Origin of the sequence: Bacillus sp. L381 (genome assembly GCF_030284525.1) — a bacterium.
Taxonomy (GTDB): domain Bacteria; phylum Bacillota; class Bacilli; order Bacillales; family Bacillaceae; genus Bacillus; species Bacillus amyloliquefaciens.
Genome location: NZ_CP127224.1, coordinates 2,955,053 through 2,972,222 on the forward strand (window position 1 = coordinate 2,955,053; position 17,170 = coordinate 2,972,222).

Genomic DNA, 17,170 nt, shown 5'->3' on the forward strand with positions numbered 1-17,170 from the left:
GGTTCACTCTTACATAAAGCAGTTGCTTGATGAAAAACAAGCAAAGGAGGTCTTCTGTTGCAGCTGTTACATTTCGCGATTTTGGCGCCTTTTTTATTTGCATTTATCGTTCCCTTTCTCTATAAACGGGTAAAACGGGTCCATACAGGCTGGTTTGTGCTGATATTGCCCGTTGTGCTGTTTGTTTACTTTATCAGCAAGCTCCCTATTACAATGGCCGGAGAGACCGTCCGGTATGCGGCCGAATGGATTCCGTCCCTCGGCATTAACTACACCGTTTATATTGACGGACTCGGGCTGTTATTCGCTTTATTGATTACGGGAATCGGCTCTTTGGTGACTCTTTACAGCATTTTTTACTTATCGAAGGACAAAGAAAAGCTCGGCCCCTTTTATGTGTATCTGCTGATGTTTATGGGCGCGATGCTCGGCGTTGTGCTCGTCGATAATGTCATTGTGCTTTATATGTTCTGGGAGCTGACAAGCCTGTCATCCTTCTTATTAATCGGGTATTGGTATAAGCGGAAGAAATCACGCTACGGGGCGGAAAAATCACTATTGATTACCGTCGGCGGCGGACTGTGTATGCTCGGCGGCTTTATCCTGCTGTATCTGATGACAGACTCATTCAGTATCAGAGAAATGGTCAATCAGGTGCATATTATTGCCGGCCATCCGTTCTTTATTCCGGCAATGATTCTCCTGTTACTGGGAGCCTTTACGAAATCAGCGCAGTTTCCGTTTTACATCTGGCTGCCTGATGCCATGGAGGCGCCGACTCCTGTCAGCGCCTATCTGCACTCGGCTACAATGGTGAAAGCAGGCATTTATCTGATTGCCAGATTCAGTCCGATTTTTGCATTTTCACCCGTCTGGTTTTGGACGGTTGCCTCAGTCGGTCTCATCACGATGGTATGGGCTTCCTTCAATGCGGTCAGACAAACTGATTTAAAAGCGATTCTGGCTTTTTCCACAGTCAGCCAGCTCGGTATGATTGTATCTATGCTCGGCGCAGGAGCCGCCGCGCTTCATTATCAGCATTCAGAGTATTTTACGGCGGCTGTGACCGCGGCTGTGTTTCACTTAATAAACCATGCTACTTTTAAAGGAAGTTTATTTATGGCCGTCGGCATTATCGACCATGAAACGGGAACGCGGGATATCCGCAGGCTCGGCGGACTGATGGCGCTCATGCCGATAACGTTCACCGTTTCATTGATCGGAACGTTTTCCATGGCGGGCCTCCCTCCTTTTAACGGCTTTTTAAGTAAAGAAATGTTCTTTACAAGCATGCTGCGGATTGCTCATGCAGATATTTTCAATCTTGATACGTGGGGCGTGCTGTTCCCCGTTCTCGCATGGATCGGCAGTGTCTTCACTTTTATCTACAGCATGAAGCTGTTTTTCAGAACGTTCAGAGGCGCGCGCAAACCTGATCAGCTTGAGAAGACGCCGCATGAAGCTCCGCTCGGCATGCTGATTTCGCCGGTAATTCTTGCCGCTTGCGCCGTCAGTCTGTTTTTCGCACCGAACGTTTTGTCCTACAGCCTGATTGAACCGGCGATGAATTCCATTTATCCGGCTCTGTTAACCGGCGGAGATACATTCCACGTCCATATTTCCCAGTGGCACGGGGTGACGGCTGAGTTGATGATGACTCTCGGGATTATCATTGTCGGCACAATCGGTTACGTGACGCTGTCTAAATGGGAGCGGCTGTACGGTCTGTTTCCGAAAAAACTGTCATTGAACCGGCTTTACGATGCGGTGACGGGCAATATGGAAAAAAGATCTTATCAGCTGACGTCATCTTATATGACCGGATTCTTGCGGGATTATCTGCTGTATACTTTTGCGGCGTTTATCATTCTCATCGGAACGGCGTTTGTGATGAAAGACGGCTTTTCCGTGACAACGAAAGGAATGGCTGAAATCGGCCTGTATGAAATCGTGCTCTCCCTCGTTATGGTGAGCGCGACGGCGGCGACTGTGTTCGCCAAATCACGGCTGACGGCCATTATCTCACTCGGTGTTGTCGGGTACACGCTCGCGCTGTTTTTCGTGATTTTCAGAGCGCCCGATCTGGCACTCACACAGCTTGTCATTGAGACGATATCCGTCGCCTTGTTTCTTCTTTGTTTTTATCATCTGCCGAAAATGCGGCGGAAAAAGAAGACAAGAACATTCCGGATGACGAATTTTATCATTTCTCTCGGTGTCGGCGTCATCGTGACAATGCTCGGGATCGCGTCTTCCAGCGAAAAAACAAAAGACAGCATCGCCTCCTTTTTCACCGCGTACAGCCATAAGCTCGGGGGAGGCAACAATATCGTCAACGTCATCCTTGTTGATTTCAGGGGATTTGATACGATGTTTGAAATCACAGTGCTGTCGATTGCCGCACTCGGCATTTACAGCATGATCAGAACGAAAGTAAAAGAGGAGGGAGAAGAGCGTTGAGACAGCAAAAAACAAACGACATCATCCTTCAGACGGCAACGAAGCTTGTATCTTTTATCATTCTGCTTTTCTCTTTCTATTTATTTTTAGCGGGACATAACGCTCCCGGCGGAGGATTTGTCGGCGGGCTGATTACGTCTTCGGCCATCGTGCTTTTGCTTTTGGCCTTTGATTTAAAAACCGTTAAATCGATTTTGCCCGTCAATTTTATTTATGTAGCGGGCGCGGGTCTGCTTATCGCAATTGCGACGGGTGCAGGTTCGTTCTTATTCGGGGCGCCCTTTCTCACCCATACATTCGGCCATTTTCATCTCCCGGTGCTTGGGAATACGGAGCTTGCGACGGCCACTTTGTTTGATTTAGGTGTGTATCTCGTTGTTGTCGGCGTTACGATGACCATTATTCAAACGATTGGAGAGGAAGAATAGTGGAAATCTTAATGTCTGTCATTGCCGGTATTTTGTTTATGGCGGCAACCTACCTGCTGCTTTCTAAAAGTCTGCTGCGCGTGATTATCGGCACCGCGCTTTTAAGCCACGGCGTCCATTTGCTGCTTCTGACCATGGGCGGACTGAAAAAAGGCGCCCCTCCCATACTGGGCGGGAAAAGCACATTGTTTGTCGATCCGCTGCCGCAGGCACTCATACTGACGGCGATTGTTATTTCGTTCGGCGTCACGTCCTTCCTGCTTGTGATGGCGTTTCGCGCCTATCAGGAACTGAAATCGGACGATATGGATCGAATGAGGGGAAATGATCAACATGAATAACTTTGTGATATTGCCTATCCTGGTGCCGCTGCTTGCCGCAGTGCTGCTGATTTTTATGAACAGGCACATTATGCTGATGCGGATATTCAGCACTGCCGCTTCCGCTGTCTCCATCGTCATCAGCGCGATTCTCGTACAGACGGTATTTACACACGGGATTCAGACGCTGACGCTCGGCGGCTGGAAAGCGCCGTACGGCATTGTGCTCGCCGCAGATCAGCTCGCCGCACTGCTTGTTTTGACAACCGCGGTCATCGGATTACTCGTCATTTTGTACTCCTTCCGCTCCATCGGAGAAAAACGGGAGCGCGCTTTCTATTATTCAGGGGTGCAGTTTCTTCTGGCCGGTGTAAGCGGAGCGTTTTTGACGGGTGATCTGTTCAACATGTACGTCTTTTTTGAGTTACTGCTGATCGCGTCTTACATGCTGATCGTGCTTGGCGGAACGAAAATTCAATTAAGAGAATCATTGAAGTATATCGTGTTTAACATTGTGTCATCCGCGTTTTTTGTCATCGGTGTCGGTTACTTATATGCGGTGACGGGCACGCTGAATATGGCTGATCTGAGCGTAAAAATAAGCGAATCAGGCCAGACCGGGCTGATAACCGTCATCGGCGTCCTGTTTATCGTCGTTTTCGGTTTAAAGGGCGGGATATTCCCGCTGTATTTCTGGATGCCGGGCTCTTATTACGCCCCGCCGGCTGCAATTTCGGCCTTATTCGGATCTCTTTTGACGAAAGTCGGCCTGTATGCCATTTTGAGAGTATTCACCCTGATTTTTATTCACGATACAGGTTTTACCCACCAATTAATGATGTGGCTTGCGATGCTGACGGTGTTATTCGGCGTAATCGGATCTATCGCCTTTTCGGATGTCATGAAAATCGTCATCTACAATATTATTACAGCCGTCGGCGTGATTTTGTTCGGCATTGCCATGAACACGCCGGCCTCCATTCAAGGAGCGGTTTATTACTTGATTCACGATATGCTGATTAAAGGAGCGCTGTTTATGCTGGCGGGCACGCTTATCTCGTTGACAGGCACTGCCAGTCTGCATAAAATGGGCGGACTGATCACCCGTTATCCGGTTTTAGGCTGGATGTTCTTTATCTCCGCCATATCTCTGGCCGGCATCCCGCCGTTCAGCGGATTTGTGGGCAAGCTGAAGATCGCGGAAGGCGGTTTCGATAAGGGGGAAACATTGTTTTCCGTATTGATTCTGCTGTCAAGCCTGCTTGTACTGTATTCCGTGCTGAAGGTTTTTACGACGGCTTTTTGGGGGGAAGAAAAAGAAATCCCGGGCGCGGCAAGACGGTCCGCAAAAGGACTTCTTTATCCGGCAGCCGCTTTTCTCCTATTGTCGCTTCTGTTCGGACTCGGAACCGAATGGGTTTCACCGTATGTCAATCAGACGGCTGAGAATCTGCTGAATCCGGAAAAATACATTGAAGCTGTTTTGAAGGAGTAGATGGCATGGCTTTTCAACTATTATTAAATGTGTTTCTCGCTGTTTGCTGGATGTTTCTCACTAACAGCCTCAGCGCGGCGGGATTTATTACCGGATTTATCGCGGGCTTGGCGGCGCTGTTTTTTTTCCGGCGCTTCTTCTCGCAGCCGTTTTATATTTGGAAAATATGCTCAGTCATCAAACTGATGCTGATCTTTATAAAAGAATTATATCTGGCCAATGTCAGCGTGCTGAAAACTATTATGTCTCCGAAAATGAACATCCGCCCGGGTATTTTCGCGTTTAAGACGGAATTGACGGAGGATTGGGAGATCACGCTGCTCTCGCTGTTAATCACTTTAACACCGGGTACGCTTGTGATGGATATCTCCGATGATCGGTCGATTCTCTATATACACGCCATGGACATTGAAGATGCGGAGAAAGCGATTCATGACATCCGTGTCTCTTTTGAGAAAGCCATTCAGGAGGTGAGCCGCTGATGTTTACGTTTATTCTGCAATTATCGCTCGGCATTATGGCGGTCTCGACTCTTCTGTACGTCATTCGTGTTATTAAAGGGCCTACGATACCGGACCGGGTCGTCGCGCTTGATGGGATCGGCATTAATCTGATTGCCATGACCGCGCTTGTATCCATTCTCATAAAAACAACGGCCTTTTTGGACATCATTCTGCTGCTCGGCATTTTATCATTTATCGGTACGATTGCCTTCGCTAAGTTTTTGGAGAAAGGAGAGATTATCGAAAATGATCGAAATCGTTAAATGGGCCGTCGCCGTTTTTATTCTGATGGGATCGCTGATCTGTCTGGTCGCGTCTTTCGGCACACTCAGGCTTCCTGATGTGTATACACGCGCCCACGCCTCTTCAAAAGGCTCGACACTCGGCGTTAATTTGATATTGCTCGGCGTTTTGGGTTACTTGTGGATGCTGACCGGAGAAATTTCTGTAAAAATACTGCTCGGGATTATTTTTATCCTGCTGACGGCTCCGGTCGGGGCGCACCTCATCTGCAGGGCCGCGTACAATTCAGGAGCGGCGCTTGATAAAAGAAGCGTTCAGGATGATTATAGAGGGATCAGAAACTTTGTGATCAAACGAAAAAAAGATTCATATTTGTAAAAACAAACAGCCGGACGATTCAGGGTTCCGGCTGTTTGTTTATTTTGTTATAACAGCCAGCGTGCAGCGGGAAACACAGATCAGCCTTTCTCTTTCATCAAAAATTTTAATCTCGTAAACAATGGTTGTTCTGCCTGTATGAATGGGTTCCGCAATCGCCGTGACCGTACCGCCCTCTTTCACGGATTTTAAATGATTGGCGTTAATCTCAAGTCCGACACACGCCTGTGACGACTGATCGATAAAATGATGGGCCCCGACACTGGCTGCGGTCTCCGCCAGCGCTGCTGACGCGCCTCCGTGCAGATATCCGAAAGGCTGCACCGTCCTCTTATCCACCGGCATAACCGCGACGCATCTTCCCGCCGTGTTTTCAGTGATTTCAATGCCGAGTGCGCCGAGCAATGTATTGTTCAGATTCATAGGTCATTCTCCTTTCAAGGGTTATAGTACATTATCTGACTTGGCGATCAGCACCGCTTCAGTGCGGGAGCCGACATTCAGCTTGTTAAAAATGGATGTCAGGCTGTATTCAATCGACCGCTTGCTTAAGTGAAGCGCATCGGCGATTTCCTGATTGGTCAAACCTTTTTCGACCTCTTGGAGAATATGGCGCTCTCTCGGTGTTAACCGATCCTGCTCACTTTGAGGGGAAGAAGACGTTTTTGTTTTTTGCTGGGTCAACAGCTGTTTGAAATAGGAGAAATCAACTAAAATCTGTCCGTTAAGCACGTGATATATGTATTGCATGATTTTCTCTTTAGATTCAGTTTTGCTGATGGCGCCGTGCAGGCCCGCGCGGATGGATTCTTCAAAATAATCTTCAACCTCATAGCCTGTGTAGACAATGATTTTGCAGAGAGGATTCTCTTTTAAGATTTTCTTGGAAAGCTCTATGCCGCTGAGGTCATCACCCAGATTTAAATCCATTAATATGAGATCGTAAGCTGAAAAATCATGCCGAAGAACGAATTGTTCACTGGCATCGGGACTAAGGCAATCGACAGAAAGATTCGTGTCCGTTTCCAGAATCGTCTTGGTGCCCTCCATGACAGCCGGATGATCATCAATCACTAGTATCTTTTTCATGGTTTCCTCCCTTTTACTCATTCATTTCCATTTTATTAAAAAGACTTGGCTTCTGCCAAGTCGATTTGGTGATAAATTGGTTACAATTCCATTTCAATATCCGCTTTAAAACCATTTCCTTCACTTGTGTCGATTTTCATCCGGCCGTCAAGCGCCCGGACGCGCTCCTTAATACCCGAAAGCCCCATACTCATCGCCTGTCCGCCGCCTTCTTCCTGATTGCATCCGACCCCGTCATCTTCATAATGCAGAATCACTTTATTTTGAATGCTGATCAGCATAATCAGCACCTCATTCGCCTGTGAATGCTTCATTGCATTCGAAAGAAATTCCTGAATGATGCGGTACAAATTCAGCTGCGTATCCAAATCCAGCGCCGCCGTAAATCGTCCCGTATTCAGACGGATATGAAACGGTGCACGCTCCTGCTGCTGAGCGGCAAGCTTGGATACCGCCTTCACCAGACCCAAATCATACAGCAGCTGAGGCCGAAGCTCATGGCACGTCTCCCGGGTCATCAAAATCACATCCGACATCTGCTCATTCATCTGATGAAGCTTGTCCTGCACCTCTATGTGACAAGGCTCTTCTTTCTTAAAATCGGCCAGAAACAGCTCACACTGGCGTTTCAAAGAAATCAAATCCTGCAGCACCGAATCATGCAGATCACGCGCCAAATCCGACCGCTGCTTTTCCTCAATCGTAAACATCAGCTTTTTGAGCCAGACAGGGTTTGAGCCTTCTTGTTTTAAATTTTGCAAGTGGTCCATGAGTTCTTCAATCTGTACAACGTTTTCCATTGAAACACTAGTGTAGAAAGATAATGTCTTCAGCCATGAGGTCTCGTCCATTGTAAGTCTTGGTGTATTTATGCTTGATAAACAAAGTAACACATAAGAACTTGTTCCTCGCTCACCTATTTTCATAAGAAACCCTTGATTGATTTCAATGATTTTGCCGATTTCCGATGTGACCTTTTCAAATTTGTCCTTATAAGGATACCAATTTGGCTCTGTACTTTGTTTATCAAAATACACAATTTCTCCGTCAGAACTAATTTCAAAAATATAAGCTTTGCTAACAGGCAAAACATCTAAGATCGTAGCTTTGAGATGTATAAATACTTGGTTTAAAACTGACACACTTTTGATCAGTTGTGTGTATTTAAATACGCTGTCTTGGTAATTATATTTTTCTGAAAAGCGTTTCAAACGAAACTTATAGTCTAGGACTTCTTTAAAGTAAAAAACTGCAAGCATAATTAAAAATACAAATAGTGTGATTTGAAAAGTGTTAAAATTTTCATCTTTGTTGTTAATAAATGCAACAAAAACCCACACAATTCCTGTAGTCGGAATTACAGCTAATAAACAATAGTACCGAAGCCGGCCTAATAAGAAATCAATGTTATAAATCTTATTGACAACAAATTGATATACCAATGCTAAAGGTATAAGCAGAAGAAAAGGCGCGGTAACCACAGCACTATATACATATTGTCCAAACAAGACCAACGGAACAATATATAATAAAGTAAAAGGTAAGAAAGCAATGGTATTAGACACCAATAATACTTTTAATAAATAAGAGAAGTCTTTTTTTCTGTGTTTTATTTGATACATTATAAGACATACATACACTACCATCATTTCAAATAAAAAAGTTAAAAGGTTTAGGTTTGTGATTACATTATAATTTATATATTTTTCAAATAGTTCACAAATGATGTTTATTAAAGGAAGCGTATATAATATTAGAATGAAAATACCTTTAGAAAATTTCACTTTAAGTTCTTTAAAATATTGATACAAAAAATTAAGATATAAAACAGGCACTGCTAAAAAAGATAAGAGATTGAGGTACCTATTTATAGGATAACCTCTTGTTACTCCCCCTGCACTTAAATATGCAAGGGATACACACAACAAAAAACAGATAAGTATATAAGCGGATATGGTATCTTTCTTTAAGTTAACCTTAAAAATGTAAAAAACACATATTAAGCTGAGCATAAAAAAGATACATGGCACAATGTAGGTAAAGAAGCTGTATGGACTGTCTAAATAAATGAATTCAAAATTTTTAAGTTCAACTAAATGACCGTCTCTTACTACTTTCAATTGTTTAATTTTTGCCAAATATGGTCCATATTTATTTTCTTCTCTAGGTTTTTCCCCATCTATTTCAACAATTTTATCTCCAATTTCCAATCCTACGAATCTTCCAAATGAAGACCTAGTCATATCTACGACCTTCAATTCTTGGTTGGAAGTTTTCACTACTTTTGTGCCGATTATTACTCCATTTTACGTATAATAAAAGATAAGAATAAAGTAGAAAATACTGAACAATAATAAAGCAAACGAAAAAAATCTAATCAACAGTTTTAAACGGCTGCGGCCCTCTTGTTTTTTATGTACGCCAAGCAGGATCATCATTCCCTAATTTGATTTTATTATTAAAAATTTCAATAACTGCCGGAATAAGTGAATTTGGGATACTCAGTAAGCTTGCTTCTCCCCTTTTTAATTTTTCCAGTACTTCTGGATTTTTCATTAAAAAATTAACGATGTCTTGGTTCATAATAGTACCCTCATTCAATGTTTTATAATAGATAACTTATTTTTAATATTTAGTTTACTTAATTCTTGAGTTATTTTATCTTCATATAATTTGATCATTATAGAAATGTATTGAGTTACTCCAGCATCCCAAAGCTTTTTTTTAAACTTGTTTTTATCTGAAAGTAGCACTTGATAATCTTTCTTTGAGTTTATTAAATTTAGAATAGTTACCGACATCGGATTAAATTTCCGCTTTAAATACAGATAAATTAAATTATTTCTTTTTTTTCTAATATCACTGCGTTCTTCATTAAATAACCCATAATAATCGTTCTCTATTTGCTTAATAATTCCCAAAAAGTAAGAATAATTCTCCACTGTCTCGTTATACTCGCCGCTACCAAGTAAAGTACCAAGTACACAGGCCATCGCTGTAAGTGAACCAGACTTATGTTTAATCATTTCAAGGCACTCTTCTTCTGTCTCAGCCAAATTCCTTAAATCATCATGTTGTCCCTGCATTGCTTCTAAAGCATACTTTAAGGGCAACTGAGAAAATTTCGCAATCGGTTGAAGGGAACAAATGAGCTGTAGACTAATTGTATAGAGAGATGTTGATGCATTTAGGGATACTGAGCGGTCAATTTTCATCCAAGGAGCACTGTCATTATCCTCATCTTCATGATCATCCAATATATCAAATGACAAAATTAACAGTTCAATTCCGGCAGCCAGTAACTCAATTTCTGCTCTGTTGTCTCCATTAAATGCGATGTAATGATTGTAAGCTAAATTGCCGAACAAAAAGGATTCTTTAGAGTCGATAAAGGAACCAAGTGTCCCGATCAAATCTAAATTGTAAAGGTTAACACTTACAATCTCCTTCATCTTCCCTTTAATCGTTTCGGCATCTAAACACATTTGCTCAATAATTGTCTTCACCCTCCCATTCTATTTTACTAAATGCAGGTGATGAAAGACAGCAGGTTTTTCGTTTTTTAACAATCGTATAATACTTTATCCATGAAATGGATGAAAAATGCACAAAAAAAAGACTTGTTTCCAAGTCTTTTTAAGAAATTTTCATTGCATATGAGAATTTATCGAGCTGATCAATGCTTTTGTTAATGTTTCGTAATGAGTCGGTTGTTTCTCTGATATCATTTTCAAGTCGGAATAATAATTGCTTTACTTCTTCTAATTTCTTTTTCACCGTTTCCACACTCCTTTTTTTGAAAGATCAATGAATTGTGTATGGTGAACGAGTCCTAGGTATTTGATCTGTTACTAATAGTGTAAACGTTTTTGCGGGATTTTTCACCGAAAAGTATGTGTAAAAGTATCTGCGTGACACCGCAAACCGCGGTAATTCTATAGTCCCGAACAGAGCATTTAGCGAACAGGACTATATAACTACCATATAGACAGACGTTTGGGATGAAGCAGATCAATCTGGTGGTTCTGCTGGTTTTTTAACGGTTTTCCGACAAATCGATAAGGACTATAGTCCCTGACGTCGCAATTTCAAAACAGAATGGGCGAACAGCGTCGCATAACCACCGACAAACACCGAAAAGACCGCAACCCCCGCATTGTGGTCTTTTTGCATGTCATAACTCGTTATCACGCCGCCTATACTCATGTATAACGAATGTTATCTCAGAAGGAGGCCGCCGCATGCTTTATGTGTATCCATGCTGTCCTGTTTTCGCCGCGCCATACCGCAATCCTTCGCCTGCTCCCCCGATTCACGCAGATATTTTGACAGCGTCCGCAAAAGAGGCTGCGGGCATGCTGGAGGATGCCCGCCTGCTCCTTGCGCGGCTGTCGGCGTCACAAGAGCTTGCGAGCCGTATCCTCACCGCAGCGCAATCATCTGACGCCGCGGCGGTCAAGCGGCTCATTAAGCAGACCGGCATCAAAAATGATTTTGATGTGACATTTAATCCCGACGGCATCCGTGTCAGTCTGTTCAGAGAGCAAAGCCGGTTCATCATCGCCCTCAGGTGGTCGGCTTAAACGCCTCAATTCACGATAAGCTGCCGGCACCATTCGATCGCCTGTAAGTAACATTCATACGCTTCTTCTTTGTCCAGTTCTTTTCCCCACTCGTCACAGTCCCAGTTGTTGCATTCAATAGCTTTGACGAGCCCGAGCATCATATAATAATCGTTTTCATGACCGAGCAGCGCCTGTCCGACTTCATCGATTAAAGGCAGTTCTTTGACTATGTCCTCAAGCTCTCTCTGGAGAAGCGTATCGATGAGTGAAAACATGCCGATCAGCATGTAAGAGGAAGGCTGCGGTCTTCCGGTTCTTTTCGCCAGCAGTTCGCACAGCTTGGCCCTGATTAAAGAAATCTTAATGATTTCTCTTTGGCTTGAGTGGCTTTTCGCCGTTAAATCTCTGAATGAAAGAATGTAAATCAAACGCTTAATCTCATTCAGCCCAAGCATCATGATGGCCTGCTGGATGCTGTCTATCTTTTTTTTCAGCCTTGTTTGCGATCCGTTTAAAAAACGCAGAATCTGATACGATAATGTAACGTCCCGCTCTATGTATTCCGTTACGCGCTCTATATTGGGCTGGTCTTGGTTTAATTCGTTTAAAAGCTGGTAGTAAGAATGAAAATGAAACGTCAGATCATTTCCGCTGATGACACGCGGTTCACTGAAAAAATATCCTTGAAACAGGTGAAAGCCGTCTATGGCTGCCTGTTTATAATCTTTTCTTGTCTCCACTTTCTCCGCTAAATAAATCAGATTTTTACAGCTGTACGCCTGAATGATTTTTTTGCGTTCCAGACGCGAGGATTGCAAGAAATCGATTTTTAAAATATCAATATATTTCATCAGCTGTTCCAATAATTCTTCATTTGCCGGATTGATGGCGTAAAAATCATCAAGTGCTAATGTATATCCTAATTTCTTCAGCTGTCTGCATCTTGAGATCAGTGCCGGAGTGATCGGTATGTCTTCAAGAATTTCGATAATGAGCTGGTCAGGATCAAAGGAGGTAGGGAGATCTGAAAACATCAGGCTTTCTGTAAAATTCACAAAGCAGCGTTTCCCCTCTGTCAGCTTTTCGATCCCGATGTTGATAAAGCTGTTTATAATGAGATCAGTAGTAGCTTTATCTCCGTCCGCGGCCGAATAACGGTTCTCTTCACTCTCCCGGTAAAGAAGTTCATAAGCAACAACCTGTTCGTTTCTGTTGAAGATAGGCTGTCTCGCAACAAACACCTTCATTCATTTACCCCCTTAGGTGCGGCCTTCGAACATAAGTATATCAAATAACTTGACGAAATTTGTCTAAATGTGAAAAATATTATCACAAACAAAAAGCCTTTCCAGAGAAAGGAAAGGCCGTTTTATCTTCTATTCAAGCTCCCGTTTCAGCTTGCTTTTGATCTCATGAATCCGCTGCATCTTGTTGCTCCAGCAGTCTTCACTTAAATCGACCGGATATTCTTCCGGCTTGCTGATCCGTTTGTATTCCTCCCACAGAAGTTTGAGGTTTTCCTGCACATATTGCTGGATGTCGGTAATTTCGGGATTATCATAGCATAAAACGCCGTTTTCAAAAATCGGCTCATGCAAGTCTTTCGCATAGAAATCAGTGACGAATTTACTGACGAATGTATGAACGGGATGGAACATTTTTAAGCGTTTCTGGTCATTTACCCGCTCGTCATAAAGAGCGATATAATCCCCTTCAGAGTGATGATTCAGCTTGTTGATAATCCGGTATACTTTCTTTCTTCCCGGCGTTGTCACTTTTTCAGGGTTTGACGAAATTTTGATGGTATCGGTCAGTTTGCCGTCCTCTTCAATGGCCACAAGCTTGTAAACCGCGCCGAGGGCCGGCTGATCGTATGCGGTAATCAGTTTTGTGCCGATTCCCCACGTGTCGATTTTCGCTCCCTGCGATTTCAGGTTTAAGATCGTATGCTCATCAAGGTCGCTTGAAGCGATGACCTTTGCGTCTTTGAAACCCGCTTCATCAAGCATTTCACGCGCTTTTTTTGACAGGTACGCCAAATCCCCGCTGTCCAGGCGGATGCCGATGAAGTTGATCCGGTCGCCGAATTCCTTCGCGACTTTAATCGCATTCGGCATGCCTGAACGGATCGTATCGTACGTATCTACGAGAAACACGCAGTCTCTGTGGGTCTCCGCATATTTCTTAAAAGCCGTATATTCATCGCGGTACGCTTGCACGAGCGCATGGGCGTGCGTGCCGGATACCGGGATATTAAAGCGCTTTCCGGCTCTTACATTACTCGTCGCGCTGAAGCCGCCGATCAGGGCCGCTCTCGCTCCCCACATAGCCGCATCCATTTCATGGGCGCGCCGCGTGCCGAATTCAAGGGCGTCTTCATCACCGACAACGCCTTTAATGCGGGCCGCTTTCGTCGCGATTAATGTTTGGTAATTCACAATGTTAAGCAGAGCCGTCTCAATCAGCTGCGCTTCAATGAGGGGCGCTTCAACCCGCATAATCGGTTCGTTGTTAAAAACGAGCTCTCCTTCTTTCATGCTGTAAAGAGACCCTGTAAAAGTAAGATCCCGTAAATACTCAATGAAATCATCATCATAGTGCAATTCCGTTTTTAAATAATTCAGATCGCTGTCGGTAAATTTGAAGTTCTCCAAGTATTCGATTGCTTTTTCTAAGCCCGCAAATACCGCATAGCCGTTTTCAAAGGGAAGCTTTCTGAAAAAAAGCTCAAAAATCGCTTTTTTCTCATGAATGCCGTCTCTCCAGTACGTTTCGGCCATATTAATTTGATAAAGATCTGTATGTAAAGACAAACTGTCGTCTTTAAAACCATGCTCCACCAAAATTATTTTCCCCTTCCTTACTCTGCCACTTGCGCTCCGATGCTGTTCTTAAAATGGGACAGGGCCCATTCATGCCCTTCAGGATTAAAGCTGGCCACAGCGTTTTGATGAATGACGATCTGAAAGCCCTTGTTGTAGGCGTCAACCGCCGTGTGAAGAACGCAGATGTCGGTGCACAGGCCCGCAAGATGCAGCTCAGTGATCTGCCGTTCCCGCAGTTTCAGCTCTAAATCCGTTCCCGCAAAAGCAGAATATCTCGTTTTTTCCATATAGCTTACGTTTTTTGCGTTTTTATGTTTCTCATAAAGAGGCGAAAGCTTTCTGTACAGCTCCTTGCCCTCCGTGCCGTTGATATTATGCGGAGGAAACAGGCGTGTTTCGGGATGAAAGTCATCGTCTGCATCATGTGAATCCACCGCAAAGACAACGTAATCACCGTTTTCTATAAAAGCTTGCGTCAAACTGACAATCGTATCTTCAATTTGCCTTGCGGGTTCTCCGCAGGTCAATGCTCCGTTCTCTGCTGCAAAATCATTCGTATAATCAATGCATATAAATGCTTTTTTCATAGCCGGCCTCCCCGCCATTCATATGAAAACCATTATATCCTATCTCCACCTGTAAGTGAATTGGCATTGTAAAATGACATTTATTTCAGGAGTGAACGCTGAAAAATGTCATCCTGAACATAAATGCCGTCCAGGTTCACGGCATGATCGGCGGCAAAAACCAGGCCGAGCGGCGTTTCAAATTGAAGGTCCGAGATCACGGAGCTTCGGACACCGTCCAGTGCGGCAAGCTTCATATATGGTGAATAAGCATGATACGGCAGCCTTCCGTTTATATAGAGCACTGCGTCTTTTCGGTTTTTCAGCGCCTGTTTCACTTCTTCATACGGCTTCTTTTGCAGCACCTGCCCCTTCGTCAGGGCAATGATGACTCTTTCACGCAGCGAGCCTAAAAATAAATGGCGTTCATCCGGTTTCGTCTGCAGAGGGCCGTACATACCCTGCTGTAAATAAAGGTCAACTGTTTTGTCGCTCATCGGCCTGTCCCTCCTCAGTTTGTTTTACAATTATCGCCCCGGCATGGACGCGGTAAACCGTTTCGTTACATTTCAGCGACCCAATGGGAGATCTTGCCGGCGAGCTCTCCGGCAGGCTCTTCATCAATGAGCTTGCTGAATGATTGTAAAAGCCGCTGTGCCAGCGCCTTTTTCTCTTCCTCATAGGAAATAATCGTGCTCCATTCAAGTTCCGGAACGGCTACGAGGGTATGCTGTTCTTTTTTATTTTCATGGAGATACACATCGCCGATCATTCCGGACTGAACGGTAATATTCGCTTTTCTGATTTTCATAAAAATTCCCCTTTTATAAAGACTGATTCTATTATACTACAAAAAAGCGACAGCCTCCTAAAGGGAGGCTGTCACGCGTTAAACCAATCAGGTTCGTCAAACAGATCGATATCTTCAAAGAGCGTTTTGCTGAATTTATTAGTGACTTTGACAAAATCTCCGGAATGAAACGCCCCTGCCCCCGCGCCTGAGTGGTCAACGGCTTTGGGAGAAATGGCAAACACGTCACCGAAGCTCGCCGCAGCGTCTCCGGCTAAGCTCATAATATAAATCGGTCCCACAATTGCAGGCATACCCACACCTCCGCTTTTCTTTACAGCATTTTATGCGGTGCGCCGGGAGTTGTGCCCGTTTTTATTTCGGCTTGCGGTTATCTTCGTGCTTTGACCGCTGACGAAGTTTGATAAGGCAGACGATATTTAAGACGAATGCTTTTAAGACCGCGTAAACCGGCACGGCCAGAATCATTGCGAGAATGCCGCCGAAACTGCCCGCTCCGACAAGCAGAAGAATAATGGTGAGCGGGTGGGTATTGAGCCGTTTCCCGATAACAAGCGGAGAAAGCAGGTTTCCGTCAAGCTGCTGGACGACAACGACAACAATAACGGCAAACAGCGCCTTAGCCGGAGAATCCATAAACGCGATAATTACCGCCGGCGCAGCCCCGAGAAACGGTCCGAGGTACGGAATAATATTGGTGACGGCAATCACCATCCCGAGAATTAACGCGTAAGGCAGGCCGATAATCCAATATCCGATAAAGCATGCCGTCCCGACAAAGAGACAGATCAGCAGCTGGCCTTGGAAATATGCGGCCAATGTGACATATAAGTCATTGAATATTTTCCGGCCCTCCGCCCGGTAGGAAGAAGGCAGGATTTTGACCGCCAAGAGCGGAAAACGCCGGCCGTCCTTCAGCATATAAAACAAAATGAACGGAACGGTGATCACAACAAGCGTTATATTCGTAACGACACCAAACACGGCGGACAGGCTTGCGGTAATATTTTGCGGAAGACTTTGTAAAAATCCCGTCAGAGACTGCTGAATTTTTTCTATCGACACATAATCCTGCGTCATCATCCACGTGAACCATTTGGAGTGGGATAATTGTGTCGTCAAGCTTTGAATCTGATTAATGTAATCAGGGAAATTGTTAAACAGCCCCGTAACCTGGGAAGCCACGATCGGTCCGATTGCGGCGAACATAAAGGCTATCAGCCCGATGAAAACGAGATAAATGAGCAGAATCGCCAATGTCCGGGGGATTTTTTTCTCAAGCAGGCGCACGATCGGATTAAAAATGAAAAACAAAATGGCCGAGATCAGAATCGGAAAAAACAGAGTGGTGATAAAACCGAAAAACGGCTCGAAAATAAACGAGACTTTTGTTGATACGTAAATAATGAGCAAAACGAGCAAAATTTGCAGCGTCCAAAAATGGACCTTTGATTTCAACAAGCGGTTTCCTCCTATTGTCATGTGAA

General features: G+C 44.2%; 20 protein-coding genes and 1 pseudogene. 8 read left to right on the forward strand and 13 right to left on the reverse strand.

Features of this window, described 5'->3' with window-relative positions; genetic code table 11:
- Positions 1-57 precede the first annotated feature (57 nt).
- Genes QRX25_RS15245 through mnhG form a run of 7 tightly spaced genes read left to right on the forward strand, consistent with a single transcriptional unit; the run spans position 58 to position 5,827 of the window.
- Positions 58-2,460 carry a Na+/H+ antiporter subunit A gene (locus tag QRX25_RS15245; protein ID WP_212099073.1) on the forward strand — a complete coding sequence of 801 codons (2,403 nt, stop codon included), beginning with the start codon at positions 58-60 and terminating at the stop codon, positions 2,458-2,460.
- Positions 2,457-2,888, forward strand: a complete 432-nt coding sequence (locus tag QRX25_RS15250; protein WP_045509497.1) for a Na(+)/H(+) antiporter subunit B — start codon at positions 2,457-2,459, stop codon at positions 2,886-2,888. Before QRX25_RS15245 ends, QRX25_RS15250 begins: the two co-directional genes overlap by 4 nt.
- The gene (locus tag QRX25_RS15255; RefSeq protein ID WP_013353388.1) at positions 2,888-3,229 is read left to right on the forward strand and encodes a Na(+)/H(+) antiporter subunit C; all 342 of its coding nucleotides are present in this window, start codon (positions 2,888-2,890) and stop codon (positions 3,227-3,229) included. Before QRX25_RS15250 ends, QRX25_RS15255 begins: the two co-directional genes overlap by 1 nt.
- Positions 3,222-4,703, forward strand: a complete 1,482-nt coding sequence (locus QRX25_RS15260) for a Na+/H+ antiporter subunit D (protein WP_065982195.1) — start codon at positions 3,222-3,224, stop codon at positions 4,701-4,703. Before QRX25_RS15255 ends, QRX25_RS15260 begins: the two co-directional genes overlap by 8 nt.
- A 5-nt stretch (positions 4,704-4,708) precedes the next feature.
- Positions 4,709-5,185: a Na+/H+ antiporter subunit E gene (locus QRX25_RS15265; protein ID WP_212099076.1), complete on the forward strand. Its 477-nt coding sequence runs from the start codon at positions 4,709-4,711 to the stop codon at positions 5,183-5,185.
- Positions 5,185-5,469, forward strand: coding sequence for a Na(+)/H(+) antiporter subunit F1 (locus QRX25_RS15270; protein WP_045509491.1), 285 nt, complete (start codon positions 5,185-5,187; stop codon positions 5,467-5,469). The genes QRX25_RS15265 and QRX25_RS15270 overlap by 1 nt, the downstream gene beginning before the upstream one ends.
- Positions 5,453-5,827, forward strand: coding sequence for a monovalent cation/H(+) antiporter subunit G (gene mnhG / locus QRX25_RS15275; RefSeq protein ID WP_115997042.1), 375 nt, complete (start codon positions 5,453-5,455; stop codon positions 5,825-5,827). Before QRX25_RS15270 ends, mnhG begins: the two co-directional genes overlap by 17 nt.
- Positions 5,828-5,866: 39 nt before the next feature.
- Here mnhG and QRX25_RS15280 read toward each other — a convergent pair whose 3' ends face one another.
- The 6 genes and pseudogenes from QRX25_RS15280 to degQ all read right to left on the reverse strand — a co-directional run bounded on the left by QRX25_RS15280 (position 5,867) and on the right by degQ (position 10,693).
- Entirely contained in the window at positions 5,867-6,250 is a 384-nt protein-coding gene (locus tag QRX25_RS15280; protein WP_212099079.1) for a hotdog fold thioesterase, read from the reverse strand.
- A 21-nt stretch (positions 6,251-6,271) separates the two neighbouring features.
- Positions 6,272-6,916: a two-component system response regulator ComA gene (gene comA / locus QRX25_RS15285; protein WP_014472195.1), complete on the reverse strand. Its 645-nt coding sequence runs from the start codon at positions 6,914-6,916 to the stop codon at positions 6,272-6,274.
- Between the two features lie 80 nt (positions 6,917-6,996).
- Positions 6,997-9,351 (reverse strand): annotated as a pseudogene (locus tag QRX25_RS15290) (sensor histidine kinase).
- Entirely contained in the window at positions 9,329-9,499 is a 171-nt protein-coding gene (gene comX / locus QRX25_RS15295) for a competence pheromone ComX (protein ID WP_212099082.1), read from the reverse strand. Before comX ends, QRX25_RS15290 begins: the two are co-directional and overlap by 23 nt.
- A gap of 14 nt (positions 9,500-9,513) precedes the next feature.
- Positions 9,514-10,422, reverse strand: a complete 909-nt coding sequence (locus tag QRX25_RS15300) for a polyprenyl synthetase family protein (RefSeq protein WP_249199260.1) — start codon at positions 10,420-10,422, stop codon at positions 9,514-9,516.
- Between the two features lie 130 nt (positions 10,423-10,552).
- Positions 10,553-10,693, reverse strand: a complete 141-nt coding sequence (degQ, locus tag QRX25_RS15305) for a degradation enzyme regulation protein DegQ (RefSeq protein ID WP_289707641.1) — start codon at positions 10,691-10,693, stop codon at positions 10,553-10,555.
- 464 nt (positions 10,694-11,157) lie between these two features.
- On the opposite strand from degQ, the gene QRX25_RS15310 reads away from it, so the two are divergent.
- A complete protein-coding gene (locus QRX25_RS15310; RefSeq protein ID WP_115997039.1) occupies positions 11,158-11,499 on the forward strand; it encodes a YuzC family spore coat inner layer protein in 342 nt (113 codons plus the stop codon).
- 5 nt (positions 11,500-11,504) lie between these two features.
- Here the strand turns inward: QRX25_RS15310 and pdeH are convergent, their stop codons facing one another.
- The 7 genes from pdeH to QRX25_RS15345 all read right to left on the reverse strand — a co-directional run bounded on the left by pdeH (position 11,505) and on the right by QRX25_RS15345 (position 17,144).
- Positions 11,505-12,728, reverse strand: coding sequence for a cyclic di-GMP phosphodiesterase (gene pdeH / locus QRX25_RS15315; RefSeq protein ID WP_115997038.1), 1,224 nt, complete (start codon positions 12,726-12,728; stop codon positions 11,505-11,507).
- 129 nt (positions 12,729-12,857) lie between these two features.
- Entirely contained in the window at positions 12,858-14,324 is a 1,467-nt protein-coding gene (locus tag QRX25_RS15320; protein WP_115997037.1) for a nicotinate phosphoribosyltransferase, read from the reverse strand.
- Positions 14,325-14,341: 17 nt separating this feature from the next.
- Entirely contained in the window at positions 14,342-14,893 is a 552-nt protein-coding gene (locus QRX25_RS15325) for a cysteine hydrolase family protein (protein WP_212099085.1), read from the reverse strand.
- 80 nt (positions 14,894-14,973) lie between these two features.
- A complete protein-coding gene (locus QRX25_RS15330; RefSeq protein WP_013353403.1) occupies positions 14,974-15,369 on the reverse strand; it encodes a YueI family protein in 396 nt (131 codons plus the stop codon).
- A gap of 65 nt (positions 15,370-15,434) precedes the next feature.
- Entirely contained in the window at positions 15,435-15,683 is a 249-nt protein-coding gene (locus QRX25_RS15335) for a YueH family protein (RefSeq protein WP_013353404.1), read from the reverse strand.
- Between the two features lie 71 nt (positions 15,684-15,754).
- Complete coding sequence (locus QRX25_RS15340) at positions 15,755-15,976, reverse strand: spore germination protein (protein ID WP_013353405.1); 222 nt, start codon at positions 15,974-15,976, stop codon at positions 15,755-15,757.
- A gap of 61 nt (positions 15,977-16,037) precedes the next feature.
- Positions 16,038-17,144 (reverse strand): AI-2E family transporter, encoded by a 1,107-nt coding sequence (locus QRX25_RS15345; RefSeq protein ID WP_212099088.1) that lies wholly within the window; start codon positions 17,142-17,144, stop codon positions 16,038-16,040.
- Positions 17,145-17,170: the final 26 nt, after the last annotated feature.